We start from the raw sequence: 19,720 nt of genomic DNA, 5'->3' as shown, positions 1-19,720 counted from the left end.
AACGCTGCAGTGCGGCAAGCCGCCGGCCGGGCTTTGTGTCAGATTCGCCCGGTCCGGCACCCGGGATCGGCAGGGTCGCCCCGCGCTCCGGCATCCACCAATCAAGGGGTCGTCTTTCATGAAAAGATTTCACAAGATTGCGTTTTTGGCGCTCGTGGCATTACCCGGTATCGGCCTGGCCGCTGCGCCGTTGCTCAAGGTCAGCAAAAGCGTGGTCATCCACGCCACGCCGGATGCAGTGTGGGCCAAGGCCAAGGACTTCGGTGCGCTGAACACCTGGCATCCTGCGGTGGCCAAGGACGAGATCGTGGCCGGTACGGATAACCAGCCCGGTGCGGAACGCCAGCTCACGCTCGGCGACGGCGGCAAGGTCCACGAAAAGCTGATCGCCTTCAACGACAAGGGCCACAAGTTCAAGTACGTCATCGTTGATGGCGTGCTGCCGGTGACATCGTATACGTCGACCTTCCGGGTCGTCGCCGCCGGCAAGGGCAGCGCCAGGGTCATCTGGTCGGGCACCTTCAAGCGCAAGGACACCGGCCCCAAACCCGCCGACGATGCCAATGACGCGACCGCGACGAAGGTTATCAGCGGCGTGTACCAAACCGGTCTGGACAACCTGAAGAAGGTGGTTGAGACCCCGTAAGACACGCGGCCGGCCACAGCCGGCGTGCCAATGGAATGGGCCTGCCGACGCGTGCGAAGCGCTTCGGCAGGCCTTTTTGATGAGTCGGGATGCGCGCAACCCGTGTGACTGGATGACGGATGAAAACAGCAGCCGATCAGGCCGCGTTCGTCCACACCGTTTCGATATCGCTTTTCACCACGCTGTCCACACCATCAGTGGAAACGCCGAGCATGTCGTACACCAGCCCATAACGGATGCCGGCGAACTCGCCCTTCAGGCGATACGTTGCCGTCCAGTTGACCCGGCCGGAACTGCCCGGATGATGGTCGCCTTCGTACTTATAGCCGTTGCTGGTCTTGCCGGCGACGTTGCTCATGACGGATGCCTCTGAGCAGGTACAGAGCACGAGCATAGACCCTTGTCGCCTCTTCGGGGGAGCCACATGACGTACGCCAGCAAAAAAAGGAAAACGAACGAGTGGTCGATCTTGCAGCGGCGGGTGAATACAAACCATGGCGGATAACGCATCTGGCGGTCCTCGCCATTAGCACGCCAGAGCTTACCGGCCCGACAGTCAACTCCATCATCGACAAAGCGAGCCGACGGCAGTGGACAATACGCAATCCGCGCGCGCCATGGCCGCCTGCTTCCGCCACGCCTGGATACTATGTAGCTAACGCATGAACATCGACCGCACACGCCCCAAAACCAGCGCCACTTTCGCTTCGCTGCGGGCCGGCCTCAAGATTGCCGCGATTCTGCTGGCGAGCGCAGTGCTGATGCCGCCGCAGTGGCTGTTCATGCGCTTCACCCGCGGGCGCGCCTCGTTTGTGCTGCCGCGCTTCTGGTTCATCTGCCTGCGCCGTGCGATGGGGCTGCGGCTGGAGATCGTCGGCACACCGCGCGACACGGGCGGCACGCTGTTTGTCGGCAACCACATTTCACATTACGACATCGTGCTGCTGGGGAGCATCCTGCGCGCTCGCTTTATCGCCAAGGACGACATGGAAAGCTGGCCGGGCGTGCGCTTTATCGGCGGCCTCGGTCAAACGGTCTTCATCAGCCGACGCCGGCAGGACACGGCCAGCGTGGCGGCCGCCATCGCCGCACAGATGCGCCCCGATCACGACCTGGTGCTGTTCGCCGAGGGCACCACCTCATCCGGCGAACAGGTCGCGCCGTTCAAGTCGAGCCTGCTTGCGCCGTTTCTCGGTCCGCAGGCCGCCGCACAGGCGTGGCAGCTGCAGCCGTTCACGCTGGACGTCGTTTCCGTCGACGGCCGCGCGCTATCCGATGGCGGTGATCGGGACGGCTACGCCTTCCACGGCGGCATGGAAGCCGGCCCGCACGTCAGCCGTTTTTTTCGCATGTCCGGCGCGCTGGTGCGCGTGACCTTCCACGAGCCGATCGCCATTCCACCCGGAACCGACCGCAAGGCATTGGCGGCGCGGGTGCATGACATCGTGGCGGCTGGGCTCTCCATAAGCCAAGCTCCGATCCCGCTGGTCACACGCACAAGCTCATCGGACTGAACTCACCCCTACGCGGCCAGCACAAAATCGATCGCCGCACACACAGCGGCTACCTGCGCAGCGTTGCATTGCTCGGGCGTGGCGCGGGTGCTGTCGGGATAGACCTCGGTGGTGGTGACGTAGGGTGCGTTGGTGATGCGTGCACACAGGCCGAGCTTTTTCAGCGAGTACTCGATGACGCCCGGCGCGACCATCGGTGAACCGATGATTTCGCCGCGGGCATCGGCGGGGGCGATGTGGGTGACGTTGGACACTGCTGCTATCACCGCCTGCTGGAACGCGGGCTGCGGACGCTCGCTGTCGTCGACCAGGTAGAAGCCATCCGGAATGGCGTCCGGCTCGTAGTCGATGCCATCGCGCGCTGCCAGCGCCGGGCGAAATTCGGACTCGTCGCTGTCGGTGGTCTCGTGCAGGTCGATATGCATCACAACGAGATCGCGCAGGGGCGCGACCAGACGCATCAGGGCGGCCGATTCCTGTGCCGGGCTGTCGTCGCGAAAGCAGCGGTTCGGGTCGAGCGCGAGCGCGTTCCAGCGGTGAATTCGTTCGTACGCCCAAGGACTGACGCACGGCGCCACGAGGATGTTGAGCCGCCCCGCGTACCGTGCCATCTGCTGATCGATGAACTGCAGCGCGCCGTGCACGCCACTGGTTTCGTAACCGTGCACGCCACCGGTCACAAGCACAACGGGAAGGCCTTCGCGCCAGTCCAGGCTCTTGATCGCGAACAGCGGATAGCTGTCCGGCGCATACTCGACCCGGCCGTACTCCGACACGTCGAAGCGCGCGCGAAAACCATCGATCACGCCGACCACGTCCGCCATGTAACTGCGCCGAACCACCTGACGCGACACCCACTGGGCAACTTCGGCGGCACCCCAGGGACGTCCAGGTGTGCCGATGGCGTAAGCGGCTTCTGTCTTCATCGCGCGTCTTGTCCTGCAGTGAGATCAATCAAGGCACTTTAGCATTGCAGGAAACGGCGAATCGGCCGCTATCGGCAATTTTCACCGCCAAGCCATGCCGCTGGCCTCACTCGATCTGAATGCCCACCTTGGTAGCTTGCACTCCCCCATCTGGAGCAGACCGAAATGATTCATGTTGTCGCCATCATCACCGCCAAGCCCGGTCACCGCAGCGAACTGCTGGAGCACTTTCTCACTGTGGTGCCGGTCGTGCACAGCGAAGACGGCTGTATCGAATACCGCCCCATCATCGACAACGACGCCGGACTCGATGGCGCGCGCGAGGCCATCGGTGCCGACACTTATGTCGTCATCGAAAAGTGGGCCAGCGTGGAGGCACTGGACGCGCACGCGGCAACCGACCATATGCGCAAGTACGGCGAAGAGGCGGGCCACCTGATTGCCAGCCGCGTACTGCACGTGATGCGTGACGCCTGAGGTGGCGTTTGGGTGGTGCGCGGTTGGTCGAGGCACCATCCCTCCAACGCCACTGGCAGACCTTCGCGCCTGCTCGATCACAGCAGGTTCGATGTGTCCAGCAGCAGGCCGAACCTGCGCGTCAACCTGCGTTGAAAGATGAACACCGACCAGGCTCCGGCTCGCCAGCGGTTTTTAGAAGCGGTGCGAGAGTCCAAGATACATCTGGCTGTCCGGCGCGCTGTTGTTGAGCCCAAAGTTGGCGCCGATATCCAGCTGCAGGGTCGGGTTCACCAGAAAGATCAGCGCCGCGTCGGCCGAGCGCTGATGAACCGTACGGACTGGATCGCGGTTGTCCTGAGCCCACAGCTCCACGGCAAAACTCAGCCGACTGCTCAGCGCATGTGAAACGTTGACCAGGCCCGTCACGGCCGCGTGGTGGCCGTGACCATCGCTATCGGCCAAGACATCGAGTTCCGGCCCGAGCGTCAGGGAAAAACCCTGCGGCAACGCCACGCCAATCGGCACAGCCAGGCCACCCTCCCAGCGGTCGTTGCCCAGCCCATGCGATGCAGTGGGTACCTTGATGAAGGGAATCAGCGCAAGGCTGACGGTGTCGTTGTTGAACAGCCGCGACTTCAGCCTCAAGTAGACGTCGCCGACACCGGAATCGGTGTGTGTCTGGCCGTCTTCCTTAGTGCGCAGACGGACGGCCGGCGCCCAGCTGATCTCGATATCCTGGTAATCGTTGAGGCCGTATTTGAGATAGGGATTGAGGTAATAGAGGGTATCGGTGCTCATACCGCCCTGCTGATCGTGCGTGCTGTTGCCGATATCGGTTTCGAGCTGCCAGCTGCCCTGTGGCACGGTGCAGGTCGCATTTGCCTTGGTCGGACGATCGGTACAGATAGGCGTAGTGTCAGCCGTCTGGGACTGGGCAACGAGCGGGCTCTGGCTAAGCAGCGCCGCCGCAAGAAGGAAAAGCGTTTTTTTCATGAGCTATCCGGCATGGCGTTGAGCACGACAGGCAAATACGTGATCGATCTGCGCGCGAGGGGTGTCGCAAGAACTTACATCCCCGGCCATAACGGGAGCGCATTTTTTCTGCCCTTCAGTGTAAACAATGCGTATATCGAGCACGCCTGTTTGGACGGCCAAATCATCGGAACGCCGTTCAGCCTCGCCGCGAGCCAGGACGTTCTATCTGCATTGCCGCAGCTGCGCACCGTAGTCGCGTGCGAGGTGGTCAACGACGTCGGCGGTCTGCAGCAGGTGGGCATCGCGCTTCCACTGGCCGCTGCGATAGCCGCCGATGCCCTCGTGATAGGCGAGGTATAGATTCTTCGGATCCCACTTCGAGATGCCCAGCTCGCGGTGGATGCGGTCGGTGTACCAGCCGAGAAAATCGAGCGAGTTGTTCATGTTTTTGCGGCTCTTGAACCAGCCGCTGTTTTCCTTCCGATACTCCTTCCACACCGGGTCCTGCGCCTGCGCGTAGCCGTAGGCGCTGGAACGGCGCGGCAAAGGAATAAAGAGAAAGTGCGGCCGATCCGGGCGCGCCTTGCCGCGGAAGTCGGATTCGCGCTGCACGAAGGCCATCAGCACGTTCACCGGCGTACCCCAACGCTTCTGTGCTGCCAGAGCATCGCGATACCAGCCCGGGTATTGATCGAAGACCTGGCAAATGCTCTGCGTGTTGCGCGGCGGGGCGGTGGTCGCGCACCCGCTCAACATCAGCAGGCCACATACGAAAAGGGATAGGCCGAGTCGTCCGATCATCGTGGAATGCGAGGCTCTATACATGCCCGCAGGTTAGCAGCCGGTGGCGCACTCATGATGCGCTCACTGCCGAAAACACGCGCTAGAACCAATAATCGCCGACACACCGACCATCGCGCGGCAGCGGCTCGAAGGTCTCCAGTCCGTCGAGATGCTCAACGGGAATGCGCGCTACCGACTCGGGCTCCGCCATGCGCAGATTGACGCCGATCCGACGGCGGCCGGATGCATCCGCCGCGCGAGCGCGCCAATACGCGACGCAGCCGCACGCGGAGCAGAAGTGGAATTCGATCCCGCCACCGCGCCAGTAGGTTTGCGTGTGTCCCGAGATTCGAATGCCTTCGTTCTCGTGACCGTAAGCCCAGAGCACGCCGTAGCGGCGGCAGATCGTGCAGTTGCACGCGGTCGCACTATCGGGCGTGCGGTCGAGATGCCACCGCACCGTGCCGCAGTGGCAGGCACCATCAATCATCGCTAGCTCCATCAAAAACTCCATGCTGACTGACCCCGGTGCGCAGCTACAGCGCTCGAAACGCAGCTCGGGAACGTTTTGTTCGGGCACATCTTCTTCACCGAGCTTAACGAACGGGCGCGCAAACATCGACGCCGCGTGAAGCCCGCCTTGTGACGCGCGAATGCCGTCGAAATATTTGTGGCCAACCCCCGGCGACTCATCGCGGGTCGATAACCGACCGCCAGCGAGGCCAGACCAATCCCCTTGTATCGATACATAGAAGCAGAGCGAACGCATGACTGAATCGACCGACGTCAACCCGCCCGATTGTTCCGCCGCCATCTCCTACAAGGGCATGGATCATCCAGGCGAAGACATGTTTTTTGCGGCCGTCGAAATCACCCGCATGCCGATGACCGTGACCGATCCGCATCGACCCGACAACCCGGTGATTTTCGCCAACAAGGCGTTTCTCCGTATGACCGGCTACGCGATGGATGAAATCGTCGGGCAGAACTGCCGCTTTCTGCAGGGCAAGGACACCGATACCGAGGCCGTCGCGGGCATTCGCGCAGCCGTGCAGCAGCGGCGCGAGTACGCCACCGAAATTCTCAACTATCGCAAGGACGGCTCCACTTTCTGGAACGCACTGTTCATTTCGCCGGTGTACGACAAGCAGGGCAACCTTGTGTATTTCTTCGCTTCGCAGCTCGACGTCAGCCGTCGCCGCGACGCCGAAGACGCGCTGCGCCAGTCGCAGAAAATGGAAGCGCTGGGACAGCTCACCGGCGGCATTGCGCACGACTTCAACAATATCCTGCAGGTGCTCACCGGCTTTCTCGAAGGTATTGGACATGGCATCGAACGTGCCGAGATCGACCGGCCGAAACTGCATCGCCAGATCGACATCTGCCAGAAAGCGGTGGATCGCGCCGGCACATTGACGAAGCAGCTGCTGGCGTTTGCGCGCAAGCAGCAACTCGAGGGGCGCATGGTCAACGTCAACCACTTGATCGCCAACATGCACGAGATGATGTCACGTGCGCTCGGCGAGTCGGCGGAACTGGAGCTGGATCTGGCGCCCGATCTGTTGAACGCGCGCATCGACTCCACGCAGTGCGAAGTGGCCATGCTCAATATAGTCATCAATGCGCGCGATGCGATGACTGGGCGCGACGATCAGCTCATACGCATCAAGACGGAAAACGTCAGCGTGGTCCACGGCAACGAATACGACAGCATCGACCTCAAACCCGGCAAATACGTGGTCATCGCCATCTCGGACAACGGTGCCGGCATGCCGGCGGAAATCAAGAAGCGCGTGATGGATCCGTTTTTCACCACCAAGGAAGAGGGTAAAGGCACCGGACTCGGTCTCTCGATGGTTTACGGCTTTGCGCGCCAGTCCGGCGGTACGGTGATGATCGACTCCGAGGAAAACGTCGGCACCTGCGTGCGCCTGTTCTTCCCGGCCAGCGATGCGCTGGAGCACTCGCCGGCCGCCGCGCTGAAGGAAAAAGTCGTGCCGCACAGCGGCCGCGAACATATCCTGGTGGTAGAGGATCGCGAGGACGTGGCCTTGCTGGCCAGAGACATTCTCGAGGAATACGGTTATCGCGTCACCATCGCGAACAATGCGGCCGATGCATTGAACGCCATCGACACCGAGGCGAATGTCGACCTGCTCTTCACCGACCTGATCATGCCCGGCGGGATGAACGGCGTGATCCTCGCGCGCAAGGCCTGCCAACGTCTGCCCCGCCTCAAGGTGCTGCTGACCACCGGCTATGCCGACTCGTCCATCGAGCGTACCGATGCGCGCGGCAGCGAATTCGACGTCATCCACAAACCGTACGGTCGTTCCGAACTGGCACGCAAGGTGAAGATCGTTCTGGGCGGGCATACGGGCGTGAGCTGACACGTCGCGCGGCGGGATGCGCCAGCATGTGCTTGCCCGCGCCACGTCACGACAGCGCGGGAATCAGCGCTCTGTGCCGCCTTGATGGCGGCGACAAGGCGCACCGAAGTGCGCACCCAATCGCACCAGTGGCCACCACCGCAGCGCCCGGCACTCGCTTTCGTTTAGCGTCGGCGTACTATCCGCAAGTCAGGCTGGAACGGCCGATGGCCTTTGCAGCCCAGGGGACAAACAGATACCGCCAACGTCAGGAGAGCGACTCATGCAGACCCGTATCCAGGGCACGGTCATGCCCGTGCTGGAAGTGCAGCTCGATCCCAATGACAGCGTATTCGCCGAGAGCGGCGAGCTGTCGTGGATGACCTCATCGATCCAGATGACCACGCACACCCAGATGGGCGGCGGCGGCGGACTGATGGGCATGTTCAAGCGCGCCGTCGGCGGCGGCAGCTTCTTCATGACCGAATACCGCGCCGTGCAGCGACCCGGTGAGGTCGCCTTTGCCACCAAGGTGCCCGGGCATATCGTGCCGGTGCCGGTGAGTCCGTCCAACGAGTACATGGTGCATCGCCACGGTTTTCTCTGCGCGACGCCGCAGGTCACGCTGGGCGTCGGGTTTCAGCAATCGCTGGGTGCAGGCATCTTCGGCGGCGACGGCTTCCTGCTGCAGAAGATCGGCGGCAACGGCACGGCATGGCTGGAGCTTTCCGGTGAACTCATCCAGAAAAATCTGGCACCCGGCGAAACCCTGCGCGTGCACCCCGGCCACGTCGGCGCCTTCCAGGCGTCGGTGAGTTTTCAGATCACCACGGTGCCCGGCATCAAGAACGCGATCTTCGGCGGCGACGGCATTTTTCTCGCCGCGCTGACCGGCCCCGGCACCGTGTGGCTGCAGACGCTGCCCATCTCCCGTCTCGCCCACCAGATCGCCGAATACCTGCCCTCCAGCAACAGCGGCGGCGGAAGGGCAACGTCGGTCGGTATCGGCGGCGGCCTGCTCGGCGGCATCGTCGGCTCGATGCTCAACAATAACGACAACTGATCCACGGCCGGACCAGGCTAGGCTGTCGGCCTGCGGCGGCGTAAACGGCCGCCGTGACTCGTCGATCCCCGCCATGCGGGGCATCGGCAACGCCATCGAAGTTGTCCAGCGACCCTTGCCCATCGTTTTGGGCAGGCGTGGTTCACCGAGAGTCCACGACGCTCGAGCGGGTCATCGGCAAACGCCGCCGGTCCCAAATTGTCGTATTCCTGTCCTTTACGCCATACCACTCAGTCTGCAGAATCGAGAGCCTGGCCCCTGAGGGAATTCATTTCATGCCGTCGTTTTTGCAGCAAGCGCTCTGCGTCACCCGGCGCGTACGCTTTTGAATCCCGCCGAGTCAGGCGAGCGAACGATCGCGCTGATCCTTTTCAAAGGTTTCCAGACGCTCGACGTGTTCGGTCCGCTGGATGCGTTCGATGCGGCCAACGCCTTGGTACCCGGCAGCTACCGCCTGCAGCTGTGGAGCCTGGATGGTGAGGTCGTGCGGGCAGAAAACGGTGCGCGCGTGCTGGCCGATCGTTGCCTGCATGCCAACCTGCACCCGGACACCTTGATCATCCCGGGAGGCTGTGGCGCGCGAACTCTTCAATTGAACGAGTCGCAGCGCAAGTTGCTGGTCACGCTTGCGCGTCGTAGCCGTCGTCTGGTCAGCGTCTGCACCGGTGCGTTTCTCGCGGCCGAACTTACCGAGGGTGTCCATCGAATTGCCACGCACTGGAAATATGCCGATGAGCTTCGCGCGCGCTTTCCATCGCTGGCGGTGGATGCTGACGTTCTGTACATCCACGATGGCAACCTCTGGTCTTCGGCGGGCGTAACGGCGGCAATTGATCTGGCCCTGAAGCTGATTGCCGACGATCTGGGCGAAGCGGTGTCCATCGCGTGCGCGAGGCAACTCGTCGTGCATTACCGACGGGCCGGCGACCAGGCCCAGTTTTCCGAGCCCCTGCAATGGCAGCAGCAGAGCGCCGGCAAGCTGGGCGAGCTGCTGACCTGGATGCTCGCCAACCCGCAGTCCGATCATTCGGTTGCCGCACTGTCCGAACGTGCAGCGACCAGTCCGCGTCATCTGACCCGACGCTTCATGCAGGCCGTCGGCGAACCGCCGGCCAGGTTTGCCGAGCGCATACGGCTGGATCATGCGCGAAAACTTTTGACGCAGGGATTGCGCATCGATGCGATCTCCCGCGCCGTGGGATTTCGCAGCGCCGATGCATTTCGGCGAGCGTTCGAGCGCAGGTTCTCCGTATCACCCAGCACCTACTGCCAGCGCTTTGGTGTGGCCGTACCGGATGCCCTGCATCGAAGCCACGCTCACCAGGCAGAGAAGCAGCCCTCGTAGAGGCTCAGCCCTTGCCGTCGTGCCGACCACGCGGCTGGCTGCCGCCGCATGGAAAATCGGGCGCCTTCAGGCGTCTTTAAACGCAACAGCACAGAGATTGCATGACATGCTCAAATTCGTTTTCGTTCGCCTCGCTCTTGTTGCTGCGACGGTCGCCGTATTGCCGGTCGCGGCGTTCGCTGAAGGCCAGACCAAAAATGGCCACGAGCCTGTCTACACCACTGACGGCCGCATAGTGCCGCCGACGGACTATCGGGAGTGGGTCTTTCTGAGTTCCGGCCTGGACATGAGCTACAACAAAAAGGCGATCGCATCGGACAAACCGGTGTTCGACAATGTCTTTGTCAATCCGGAGGCTTATCGGGTATTCGTGCAAAGCGGCACATGGCCCGACAAAACACAGTTTGTGCTCGAAGTGCGCAGCTCGTCCGGCAAGGGCTCGATCAATCAACGCGGCCACTTCCAGAGCACGGACGTTCTGGGCTTCGAGATGCACGTAAAGGACGCTACCCGGTTCGACGGCGGCTGGGCGTTTTTCGATATCGAGGGCAATGCTCCGGGCAAAAAGATCCCAGTGACCGAAGACTGCTACGCCTGCCATCGCGAGCACGCGGCGGTGGACACCACGTTTGTGCAGTTCTATCCGACGCTGCTGCCTGTGGCGCAGAAACACGCGACGCTCAGCGCAAGCTATCTCAAGGACGAGGCCGAACTGGCCAGAACAGTTCACTGAGCGCTGCTGTTATCGGCGACCTTCGGCGCGGGCTCCCGACGAATGTTTCTGTTGACAGCGGTCGGCTTGGCAACAACGTCGGGTCGATAATCCACGGTACCGGCAACCGATGTTTGTCAGGTTTTGGGTTGAACGACAAACATAGTCTCTTCGACGCGTGATGACGCGAAGGTTGGATAAAAACTTTCCTGGTTTTAGCGCGCGCGTCACCACGTTCAGAACTGTCTGACCTGCGACCACGTTGAACCAGTCGCGCGGCGTCTTTCAATTCAGGGATGCTGATCGAGCATCGACGCAGCTGACATTCGGGCCGCCACGAACTGTCGCGGCGAACAGCCCATCTCCCGCTTGAAGGCGAAGCCGAACGCGCTCTCGGAGGCGTAGCCGAGCGCGAAGGCAATCGATGACACCGACTCGCTGGAATTCACCAGCTGATGCCCGGCGCGGCGCATGCGCCAGCGGGTCAGATACTCGATGGCCGAGGTGCCGACCTTTTCCTTGAAGCGCACGGCGAAAGCGGATCGCGACATGCCGACGCGCTGCGCCAGCGTCTGCAGCGTCCAACGGTCGCTGGGGTTTTGGTGCATGGCCGAGATCGCGGCGCCGATCGGTTTGTCGGCCAGCGCGCAGAGCCATCCGACGCCGGCCGTTTTCGTCTCGCCGAGGTACAGGCCCAGCACTTCGATCAGCATCATCTGCGCAATGTGCTCGCCCAGCAGCACGCCGCCCGGCTGCGGCTCGCGGATCACCTTCATCATGCGCTCCAGATACCAGCGCAGCGCGGCGCGGTCGGCGTCCTTGCGAATGTGCACGAGCGGCGGCAACGCGCTCAGCAGCATGTCCGCATCGTTGCCGGCAAAGGTAAACAGCGCGCTGAGCGCAAGGCATGCACCGCCGCCCTGCCAGCACAAAACGTTGCCATTCAGAGGCGCGGAAATCACCGTCATGATGTCCACCGGAGCCAGCGCCAGATCGCTGGCCAGTCGAAACGCCCGACCGTGCGGCAGCACGACGAACTCGCCCTCGCGCAAACAGACCGCCTCGGGTACCCCCTCCATCCATAGCCAGCATTCGCCGGAGACAACCGCGAAGCAGCGGAAGTAGGCATCGCGCTCGAACTGGATCGACCAGTCGCCGCCCGCGTCGATCCCTCCGGACATGTAGCCACGCGGGTTGAGCAACGAAAGTACGTCGGAGAGCGGAACCGAGGCAATGCTGGACGATCTCGATATAAATAGCGACTCCATCGCATGGATTGTATCGCAGAGATCGCCTAACTTTTCCGCTATCCCTCATCACCGCGAGAAAGGCATGCGCGTTTTTATCACCGGAGCCACGGGCTTTATTGGTTTTGCCATCGTCAAGGAGCTGATCGCAGCAGGCCATCAGGTCACCGGTCTGGCACGCTCTGCGGCGTCGGGAAAAAAGTTGATCGATGCCGGAGCCCGCGTGGTGCTCGGCTCCATCGAGGATCTCGATTGCCTGCGCCGAGCCAGTGCCACCGCCGACGGAGCGATTCACACGGCCTTCTATCACAAGGTTTCGCACATCGCCCTCGGGCGGCGTCTGGGCGTATTCTTTGGCGGCGCTCCCACCGGCATCGTGCAGCGGTTCATGGCAGCGGCGGTGGACACCGACCGGCGCGCGCTGGAGGCCATCGGTCGATCGCTCGCTGGAACTGATCGCCCCCTGGTCGCGCCCTTCGCCACCATGGCGATGAAAGCCGGGCAACTCGCCACCGAGGATCAGCCGTACGATCCCGACTTCTTCGCCGCGCCCCGCGCCGAGACGGAAGATCTCCTGCAGAAGCTCGCATCCAGCGGCGTGCGAACATCGGCCATACGCCTGCCGCCCAGCGTGCATGGCGCCGGTGATCAGGGCTTTGTCCCGATGCTCATTCAGACGGCTAAAAAGAGAAAGCAATCCGGCTACGTCGGCAACGGTCAGAACCGCTGGCCGTCGGTGCACCGCATCGATGCGGCACGTTTGTTCCGTCTCGCCCTCGAGAACGGTCCAGCGGGAGGCACGTACCACGGCGTCGCCGAAGAAGGCGTTCCCTTCCGGCAGATTGCCGAGCTGATCGGACGGCGCCTCGATGTGCCCGTCGTCAGCAAGTCGCCGACCGAGGCAAAAAAGCAGTTCAGCTTCCTCTCGGAATTCATCTCAAGAGACAACCCAACCTCCAGCCAGCTGACCCGGCAGCGCCTCGCCTGGACGCCGACAAAGCCGGGCCTGCTGGCCGATCTCGATCAGGCGGATTATTTCAAGGGCTGAGCCGGCGAACTGCTTGCCGACTGCTCCGCCTCAGCTTCCCTTGGCCCACTCGACCGCATCCTCGCCAGCAGGAATGCGCAGCGGCGTCGATACGTCGGTGGCGGCGCGCCACACGGCTTCGGCCACGTCGGACGAGTGCGTGACCGGACCGGATTCGTCGCGCATGCGGGCGAGAACGCCCGCCGCCAAATCCGCATAGGCCGCGTGGTCCATGCCGTGCAGGCGGGTGCTGGCGTTGTCGCCGAAGCGGGTTTCGGGCGCTCGTCCCGGCAACACCAGCCGCACGCGCACGCCGAACGGCTCGACCTCCGCCGCCAGCGATGCGGTGAATGCGTTCACCGCTGCTTTGCTGGCGCTGTAAATGCCGACCAATGGCAGCGCCTTGAGCGTCACGCTGGACGTTACATTGACGATCACGCCGGCGCCACGCTCGCGGAACTGCGGAAGAAAGGCTTGCGTCATCGCCAGCGTGCCGAAGGTGTTGGTCTCGAACAGCTCGCGCGCGGTGGCCATCGGCGTGAGTTCGACCGGCGAGCCCGCACCAAAGCCGGCGTTGTTGACCAGCACATCGATCGGCCCTGCGACCTCGACGAGCTGCCGAATGCTTGCGGCATCCGTGATGTCGAGTGGCAGCACGCGCAGGCGCTCGGACCGGGGCAGCACGTCTTCGCGCGGGGTGCGCATGGTGGCGATGACCTGCCAGTCGCGGTCGAGGAAATGGCGGGCGATCTCGACGCCGAAGCCGGACGAGCAGCCGGTGATAAGGACCGTGTTCATGGGAAAACTCCTGGGGTGATGCATGGGGGAACGTCACGATAGGCCGCTAACACCGTACTCACTACAATGATCAGTCCATGTTTCATCGTCAGGAGTCCGGACATGATCGATCCCCTCGCCGAGGTGGTCTCGCTGCTGCAGCCCGGTGCGCAGTACTCCAAAGTCGTGGTGGGCGCTGGCCCCTGGCATATCCGTCATGCGGACGCGGGCCAGCCGTGGTACTTCGTGGTGCTCGAGGGCGCCTGCCGGGTCGAGGTCGACGGACAGCCCGCGCTGACGCTGCAGTCGGGCGACTTTCTGCTGCTGCCTGCCGCCTGGGGCGTCGCCATGTCCAGCCTGGAAACGCCGCCGGCGGGGCTCAACAGCCTGCCCGTGGCGCAGGGCCACGGCGTCTTTCGCATCGGCAACCAGAACGGCCCGACCGATTTACGCATGCTGGTCGGCCACTGCAGCTTCGAGTCGCCCGATGCCGACCTGCTCGTCGCGCTGCTGCCCCGGCTGGTGCATATCCGGGGCGAGCCGCGTCTGGCAACACTGATGACGCTCGTCGGCGAAGAGTCGCGCGAGCAGCGGCCCGCGCGCGATGTGGTGCTGGCGCGCCTGCTCGAGGTGCTGCTGATCGAAGCGCTGCGCTCGAACGCCGACACCGCGGCTTCATCCGGCCTGGTACGCGGCCTGGCCGACGATCGCCTCGCCCTGGCCATCCGCGCCATGCACGCGCAGCCCGACCGCAGCTGGACGGTGGCGCAGCTGGCCAGCGAAGCTGCGCTGTCGCGCTCGGCGTTCTTCGAACGCTTCAACCGCACGGTCGGGATCGCGCCGATGGCCTACCTGCTCGCGTGGCGCATGGCTCTGGCCAAGCATCTGCTGCGGAAAAACGAAACCGGCGTCGCCGCCATCGCCGAACGGATCGGCTACAGCTCGGCCAGCACCTTCAGCGTCGCCTTCACTCGCCACGTCGGCCAGCCGCCGACGCATTACGCGCGGGAGCATGTCGATGCGCCGGTGCAGGATGCCGAGCGGGAGCTGGGAATCGGCGTACGCGGCTAAAGTGATCGAGGGGTCGTCGTAGCGACCCGCCGCCCGCAAAATGCCCGCGTCGCGTCCCCGGCGAGTCACGCGAAGCATGGATGCTGCACCTTTCCACAAATGGAGTGCGGCATGCGCGCATGGCGAGTGGCGATTTTTGTGACCGGTTTGATCGCACCAAGTGCGCATGCGCAGACGCAATCGGCAGAGCAAGCAAACACCGCAAGCGAACGCTCCTGCGCGAACGATCCGACCTGGACGGCGGCGCAGACGCCGTTTCGGATCTATGGCAATACCTGGTTTGTCGGGCCGCGTGGTCTCGGCGTGTTCCTTATTACCGCGCCGACGGGTGACGTTCTGATCGATGGCGGCGTGCCGCAGGATGCGGCGTTGATCGAAGCGAATATCCGCGCGCTGGGCATCCAGCTGCGCGACGTCCGATGGATACTCAACTCGCACGCGCATTGCGATCATGCCGGCGGCATCGCGCGGCTTGCGCGCGACACGGGCGCGCAAGTGATCGCGGGCACTGCGGATGCCGCGCTGCTGGCGCGCGGCGGGCGCGACGATCCGGAGTACGGCGATCGATTCGCCTTTCCGCCCGTGCTCGTGACGCGCGCGGTGACTGACGGCGAACAGCTGCGCCTGGGCGATCTGCGTCTGACGGCGCACGCCACGCCGGGTCATACCAAAGGCAATACGACCTGGACATGGACTTCGTGCGAGGGCAGACGCTGCCTGCGTATGGTCGACGTCGGCAGCCTGTCGGCGCCGGATTTCACACTGATCGGCAACACGAAGTATCCCGATGCCGTGAAGGACTTTCGCACCAGCTTTGCGATGGTCGCGGCGCTGCCTTGCGATATCGCGCTCGCGCCGCATCCGGAGATGGTGGACTTCTGGGCGCGGGTAGCCAGGCATAGCCACGGCGACACTGACGCGCTCATCGACGCCACGCTGTGCCGGACTTACGCCAATGACTCGCGCGAAAGTTTCGAGGCACAGCTAGTGAAGCAACGCGCCGATGCCGCTTCGGAAAAGCATGCGGGACGGTAAGTATGTGATCAGCGGCGGACGCTCGGCATGAAAATCCACGCAGAAACCAACCTGTGCAGAAACTCTCCATGCCGCGCCGAGCGTCACATTCGCGGCTAGGTCATCTCATAAAAAGCGCGTCCTGCGCTTTTCTCTTTCCGCCATCGCTGCTGTGAGACATGCACTCTGACGCGGTCGTCTTGTGGCGCCCGAGCAGCGATCACCAGGGCTCAACACCCTGCGTGCTGGTGAACGCGCCAGTCGGACCGTCATCGGGAATCTGCGCCATACGTACGGTTTCGGCGGCGCCTTCCTCGATCGACTGGTGGCCGCTGTTGCCGTTGAGGTCGGTGGCGGTGTAGCCCGGGTTGACCGCGTTGACCTTGATGCCGCTGTCCTTGAGCTCGGCAGCGAGCAGCACGGTGAACATGTTCAGTGCGGCGTTCGAGCCGTTGTAGCCGATCAGTTTGACCGCGGCGTAATCCCAGTTCGGGTCGGCGTTGAGCGCGATCGAGCCGAGGCTGCTGGAGACGTTGACGATGCGACCGGCGCGAGATTTTTTCACCAGTGGCAACAGTGCCTGGGTCACCGCGATAGTCCCGAAAAAATTGGTTTCGAACGTGCGCCTTACGACGTCGAGGTCGGTAGTACCGGGCAGCCCGTCGCCCTGTATCGCAATGCCGGCGTTGTTGATCAGAATATCGATGCGGCCCTCCTTGGCCTCGATATCGGCCGCGGCGGCAGCGAGCGATGCGCCATCGGCCAGGTCGATGGCGACAAAGCGCACGGCAATGCCTTCGTCGCGCAGGATCTTCTCGGCCTCGCGGCCGCGTGCTTCATCGCGGGCGCCGAGCAGGATGTGGTGGCCGGCCTTGCCGAGCTGCCGCGCGACTTCCAGGCCGATGCCCTTGTTGGCGCCGGTGATCAGGGCGATACGGCGATCTGATGTGTTCATGGCGTTTCCTTCGGATGGTGAGTGGGGGTGTGGTGCTGTACTGTGATATGCGAACCATCTTTCGGCTTTTACATTCGCATATGCCAGTCGTGCCCACCGACGCGCTCAAGCCCCGCAAATCGCCGCGCCAGGCGCGCTCGACGGCGACCGTGACGGCAATTCACGAGGCGACTATTCAGGTTCTGCTGTCCGACGGTATCGCCCGTCTCACCACGACACGCGTGGCACAGCGCGCCGGCGTATCCGTGGGCACGATGTATCAGTACTTTCCGCACAAGCAGGCGCTGCTTTATGCCGTGCTGGACCAGTATCTGGACGAGGTCGTCGTCGCCATCGAAGAGGCCTGCGCGCGCTACCGGGGTGCGCGGCTGTGCGACATGTCGGACGGCCTGGTCGGCGCCTACCTCGATGCGAAGCTGCGCTATCTACCCGGCTCACTTGCGCTTTACACGGTTGCCGCGGATCTGGATACCGCAAGCCTGATCAACGACGTGCTGGACCGGACCGATCGCGCCATTGCGCGTCTTCTGGCGAGCGCGCCGGACGCCGGCTTCGACGACGTCGCCACCGTCACGTTCGCCGTGCGCACCCTGCTGGTGGGCACCGTGCGAGCCGGCCTGGAAAACGATGCCTCGCCGGCGGCGCTGACGATGCTGCGGACGCAGGTTCCGCTGATGTGCCGGGCCTATCTGGTAGCGGCGTCGCGCGGCGGCATCGCTTAGCCAGGACGCCGTTCGCCAACCTTCAACGCGCCCTCGCCACGTTTGCTTTCGCCATGGCATCGCTCATCTGGCGAATGCCGTCGGTATTGGCCAGGCGCATCGCCAGTCCCCATCCGAAATGCTGTTCGCCGCCACCGAAGTTGTCGTCGATGGCCACGGCCACCTGATTGGCACCCTTGTGCAGCGGCAGTTCGAACGATCCGTTGCTGAGGGAAAGGCGTCCATCCGGCTCCTTGCTTGCGCCTCTGATGCCGTAGAGATTCTTGCTTTGGAAGGCCAGCTTGCCATTGACGAAGACCCAGACCTCCCGAGTCCAGCCAATGTCCACGTGTTCGATCCGGTCGTGGTCCGCGTCGATCGTGGTCTTCAGCCAGATGCCGGCGATGGCGTGGCCGATTTGCGCGTCGCCGTACCAGCGTGTCAGATTGATCAGGCCACCCGGGTCCGGCGCGATCGGCTTCCACGACGACGCAGCTTTCGGCATGGCCGAATACGCGGGATCGATGCCGGTGCTTTCCTGCAGCGTGGCATCCATACGGCTGGGCATGACGAAGGGCTTCGAAGCGAGCCAATGGCGAACGTATCGCCGATCGCTCTGCGCGGGATCGCTGGCGGCCATCGTTGGCAACCCGTCGACAACGTTTGGCGCGATGCGAAAATGCGCATAGGAAGCCGGTCCATGCAGCCGGATCGTACCGCCTGGAAACCCGCCGACCAGCCTGCCGACGGCCAGCGTGGGCGAGCGTGCGCCGTTGATGAAAACCTGCATGCGCGCGCCGGAGAGCACCAGCTTGATATGGTTCCAACCGACGGGATCGATGGGCGCGTGCGTTTGATACTGCCCGTACAAATCCCATTCGAACAGATGATGCGCCGTAGGCATGTACTGGATGCATTGCTCCGAAACCGCGCAATCGGCGCTCGGTCGAAAATACAAGGCATCGGCGGCGTCAGCGTGCTGGCGAAAGGTGATGCCGGTAATGCGACCGCCCACAAATTTTGCGTCGAATTCGATCGTGCCATTGCTGAAGTTCGTGCGCTTCAGTTCGGCATAACCCCTGTCGACCACCAGCACGTCCTGCTCGGTTGGATCGAATCGAAACGACACGTCACCCTTCGCCTGCCATCGTGCCGGCGTCATCGGAACAGGGGGCACGTCGAACGCAAGAACGTGTGGCGAGGGCGCGAGCATGGCGATAGAAAATAGCGCCCATCGCAACCGATAAAGCGCCGGTGCCCTGGCTGTATAACTGGATAGGGTTGACACCGGTTCTTCCTCTCGCATGACGCCGTGTGGAAGAACACTGTATGGAACATGCCTCGCTCGCATTGGACAAATGCTGCGAAGAGGACGAGGAATGTATCAAAGCGGAGGCTTGCGCAAGTGAAATGGATGGGAGCTTTTTCCAACGGCAGGCGATTGCCGTGACCATGGGCATGTAGGCGAAAGGCCGCCATAGCAGAGCCATGCCGCCGTTCTCGATGGCACGTCGTCTAGCTCTGCACTTTCAAGCGGTAGTGCCCGGCCCCGTTTCCCAATGACTATTCAGCGTCAGTATGCCGATATCCATGCATTGTCGCAGGGCCCCATCGCCCGCGCGCGCAACGCATGCCGGGGCGGCGTCAATTCAAAAACAGAGGCCTCATCATCATGATTCGAAAATTTTTAATCACGGCGTGGCTTGCCGCCGGCGCGACTGTATCCGGCTCGGTGCTGGCACAGGCAGCTCAGCCCACGCCCGCTTCCGCCAACGCACCGGCAGCGGCGCCGAATGCGACGACCAAAGCCACTGACAAGGCGACGAGGCAGGCTGAAAAGGCTTCACAAAAAGCCGCAAAACAAGCCGCCAAAGCCAAACAGCAGGCGGCCAAGAGAGCCAGCAAGGCGGCCAAAGTGGCCGCCAAGGCCAAGAGAAAGCAGGACAAGGCTGCGCTGGCGGCCGCACAAGGTCCGCGCACAAAGTCGCATGCCAAGGCCACGACCCATGCTTCGCGACCCGCCAGCATTCCCGTTAGTACACCATCCGCAGGCAGCTCTGCCGGCGGATGAACCCCTCGTCGTGATGACGGCAAGGGAGCCAGCAAACGCCGCACACCCCATCTCATGCTGGCCTG

General features: G+C 63.1%; 21 protein-coding genes. 12 read left to right on the top strand and 9 right to left on the bottom strand.

Annotated elements, in window-relative coordinates:
• Window positions 1–118: 118 nt before the first annotated feature.
• Window positions 119–646, top strand: coding sequence for an SRPBCC family protein (locus ACDK93_RS03535; protein WP_458071209.1), 528 nt, complete (start codon window positions 119–121; stop codon window positions 644–646).
• A gap of 136 nt (window positions 647–782) precedes the next feature.
• Here ACDK93_RS03535 and ACDK93_RS03530 read toward each other — a convergent pair whose 3' ends face one another.
• On the bottom strand, window positions 783–1,004 hold the full coding sequence (locus ACDK93_RS03530; protein ID WP_458071208.1) for a TonB-dependent receptor: 222 nt from the start codon (window positions 1,002–1,004) through the stop codon (window positions 783–785).
• Window positions 1,005–1,308: 304 nt separating this feature from the next.
• Between ACDK93_RS03530 and ACDK93_RS03525 the strand changes: the two genes are divergently transcribed.
• The gene (locus ACDK93_RS03525) at window positions 1,309–2,160 is read left to right on the top strand and encodes a lysophospholipid acyltransferase family protein (protein WP_458071207.1); all 852 of its coding nucleotides are present in this window, start codon (window positions 1,309–1,311) and stop codon (window positions 2,158–2,160) included.
• An 8-nt stretch (window positions 2,161–2,168) separates the two neighbouring features.
• Here ACDK93_RS03525 and ACDK93_RS03520 read toward each other — a convergent pair whose 3' ends face one another.
• Window positions 2,169–3,086: a M14 family metallopeptidase gene (locus ACDK93_RS03520; RefSeq protein ID WP_458071206.1), complete on the bottom strand. Its 918-nt coding sequence runs from the start codon at window positions 3,084–3,086 to the stop codon at window positions 2,169–2,171.
• A gap of 165 nt (window positions 3,087–3,251) precedes the next feature.
• On the opposite strand from ACDK93_RS03520, the gene ACDK93_RS03515 reads away from it, so the two are divergent.
• Window positions 3,252–3,563, top strand: a complete 312-nt coding sequence (locus tag ACDK93_RS03515) for a putative quinol monooxygenase (protein ID WP_458071205.1) — start codon at window positions 3,252–3,254, stop codon at window positions 3,561–3,563.
• A 174-nt stretch (window positions 3,564–3,737) separates the two neighbouring features.
• On the opposite strand, the gene ACDK93_RS03510 is transcribed toward ACDK93_RS03515, so the two are convergent.
• The 3 genes from ACDK93_RS03510 to ACDK93_RS03500 all read right to left on the bottom strand — a co-directional run bounded on the left by ACDK93_RS03510 (window position 3,738) and on the right by ACDK93_RS03500 (window position 6,072).
• The gene (locus tag ACDK93_RS03510; protein ID WP_458071204.1) at window positions 3,738–4,538 is read right to left on the bottom strand and encodes a transporter; all 801 of its coding nucleotides are present in this window, start codon (window positions 4,536–4,538) and stop codon (window positions 3,738–3,740) included.
• A gap of 204 nt (window positions 4,539–4,742) precedes the next feature.
• The gene (locus ACDK93_RS03505) at window positions 4,743–5,321 is read right to left on the bottom strand and encodes a transglycosylase SLT domain-containing protein (RefSeq protein WP_458071203.1); all 579 of its coding nucleotides are present in this window, start codon (window positions 5,319–5,321) and stop codon (window positions 4,743–4,745) included.
• A gap of 82 nt (window positions 5,322–5,403) precedes the next feature.
• Entirely contained in the window at window positions 5,404–6,072 is a 669-nt protein-coding gene (locus tag ACDK93_RS03500; RefSeq protein WP_458071202.1) for a GFA family protein, read from the bottom strand.
• Window positions 6,073–6,130: 58 nt separating this feature from the next.
• Here ACDK93_RS03500 and ACDK93_RS03495 point away from each other — a divergent pair, with 58 nt between their 5' ends.
• The 4 genes from ACDK93_RS03495 (at window position 6,131) to ACDK93_RS03480 (ending at window position 10,813) form a co-directional block, all read left to right on the top strand.
• Window positions 6,131–7,693, top strand: a complete 1,563-nt coding sequence (locus ACDK93_RS03495) for a histidine kinase famiy protein (RefSeq protein ID WP_458072330.1) — start codon at window positions 6,131–6,133, stop codon at window positions 7,691–7,693.
• A gap of 262 nt (window positions 7,694–7,955) precedes the next feature.
• Window positions 7,956–8,735, top strand: coding sequence for a TIGR00266 family protein (locus ACDK93_RS03490; RefSeq protein WP_458071201.1), 780 nt, complete (start codon window positions 7,956–7,958; stop codon window positions 8,733–8,735).
• 325 nt (window positions 8,736–9,060) lie between these two features.
• Window positions 9,061–10,080, top strand: a complete 1,020-nt coding sequence (locus ACDK93_RS03485; RefSeq protein ID WP_458071200.1) for a GlxA family transcriptional regulator — start codon at window positions 9,061–9,063, stop codon at window positions 10,078–10,080.
• A 106-nt stretch (window positions 10,081–10,186) separates the two neighbouring features.
• Window positions 10,187–10,813: a cytochrome P460 family protein gene (locus tag ACDK93_RS03480; protein WP_458071199.1), complete on the top strand. Its 627-nt coding sequence runs from the start codon at window positions 10,187–10,189 to the stop codon at window positions 10,811–10,813.
• A gap of 269 nt (window positions 10,814–11,082) precedes the next feature.
• On the opposite strand, the gene ACDK93_RS03475 is transcribed toward ACDK93_RS03480, so the two are convergent.
• Window positions 11,083–12,060 (bottom strand): AraC family transcriptional regulator, encoded by a 978-nt coding sequence (locus ACDK93_RS03475; protein ID WP_458071198.1) that lies wholly within the window; start codon window positions 12,058–12,060, stop codon window positions 11,083–11,085.
• Here ACDK93_RS03475 and ACDK93_RS03470 point away from each other — a divergent pair.
• Entirely contained in the window at window positions 12,026–13,087 is a 1,062-nt protein-coding gene (locus ACDK93_RS03470; protein ID WP_458071197.1) for an SDR family oxidoreductase, read from the top strand. The genes ACDK93_RS03475 and ACDK93_RS03470 overlap by 35 nt on opposite strands.
• A 30-nt stretch (window positions 13,088–13,117) precedes the next feature.
• Here the strand turns inward: ACDK93_RS03470 and ACDK93_RS03465 are convergent, their stop codons facing one another.
• Window positions 13,118–13,864, bottom strand: coding sequence for an SDR family oxidoreductase (locus ACDK93_RS03465; protein ID WP_458071196.1), 747 nt, complete (start codon window positions 13,862–13,864; stop codon window positions 13,118–13,120).
• 102 nt (window positions 13,865–13,966) lie between these two features.
• On the opposite strand from ACDK93_RS03465, the gene ACDK93_RS03460 reads away from it, so the two are divergent.
• Complete coding sequence (locus tag ACDK93_RS03460) at window positions 13,967–14,914, top strand: AraC family transcriptional regulator (protein WP_458071195.1); 948 nt, start codon at window positions 13,967–13,969, stop codon at window positions 14,912–14,914.
• Window positions 14,915–15,025: 111 nt separating this feature from the next.
• The gene (gene bla / locus ACDK93_RS03455; RefSeq protein ID WP_458071194.1) at window positions 15,026–15,949 is read left to right on the top strand and encodes a subclass B3 metallo-beta-lactamase; all 924 of its coding nucleotides are present in this window, start codon (window positions 15,026–15,028) and stop codon (window positions 15,947–15,949) included.
• A 199-nt stretch (window positions 15,950–16,148) separates the two neighbouring features.
• On the opposite strand, the gene ACDK93_RS03450 is transcribed toward bla, so the two are convergent.
• Window positions 16,149–16,883 carry an SDR family oxidoreductase gene (locus ACDK93_RS03450; protein ID WP_458071193.1) on the bottom strand — a complete coding sequence of 245 codons (735 nt, stop codon included), beginning with the start codon at window positions 16,881–16,883 and terminating at the stop codon, window positions 16,149–16,151.
• An 80-nt stretch (window positions 16,884–16,963) separates the two neighbouring features.
• Here ACDK93_RS03450 and ACDK93_RS03445 point away from each other — a divergent pair, with 80 nt between their 5' ends.
• Entirely contained in the window at window positions 16,964–17,605 is a 642-nt protein-coding gene (locus ACDK93_RS03445) for a TetR/AcrR family transcriptional regulator (RefSeq protein WP_458071192.1), read from the top strand.
• A gap of 22 nt (window positions 17,606–17,627) precedes the next feature.
• Here the strand turns inward: ACDK93_RS03445 and ACDK93_RS03440 are convergent, their stop codons facing one another.
• Window positions 17,628–18,713, bottom strand: coding sequence for a hypothetical protein (locus ACDK93_RS03440; RefSeq protein ID WP_458071191.1), 1,086 nt, complete (start codon window positions 18,711–18,713; stop codon window positions 17,628–17,630).
• Between the two features lie 501 nt (window positions 18,714–19,214).
• Here ACDK93_RS03440 and ACDK93_RS03435 point away from each other — a divergent pair.
• The gene (locus ACDK93_RS03435; protein WP_458071190.1) at window positions 19,215–19,655 is read left to right on the top strand and encodes a hypothetical protein; all 441 of its coding nucleotides are present in this window, start codon (window positions 19,215–19,217) and stop codon (window positions 19,653–19,655) included.
• The last annotated feature ends 65 nt before the right edge of the window (window positions 19,656–19,720 follow it).

The sequence above is a fragment of the Rhodanobacter sp. BL-MT-08 genome, assembly GCF_054161255.1.
Note: the sequence above shows the minus strand (reverse complement) of the source record. Positions and strands in the feature narration are given on the sequence as shown.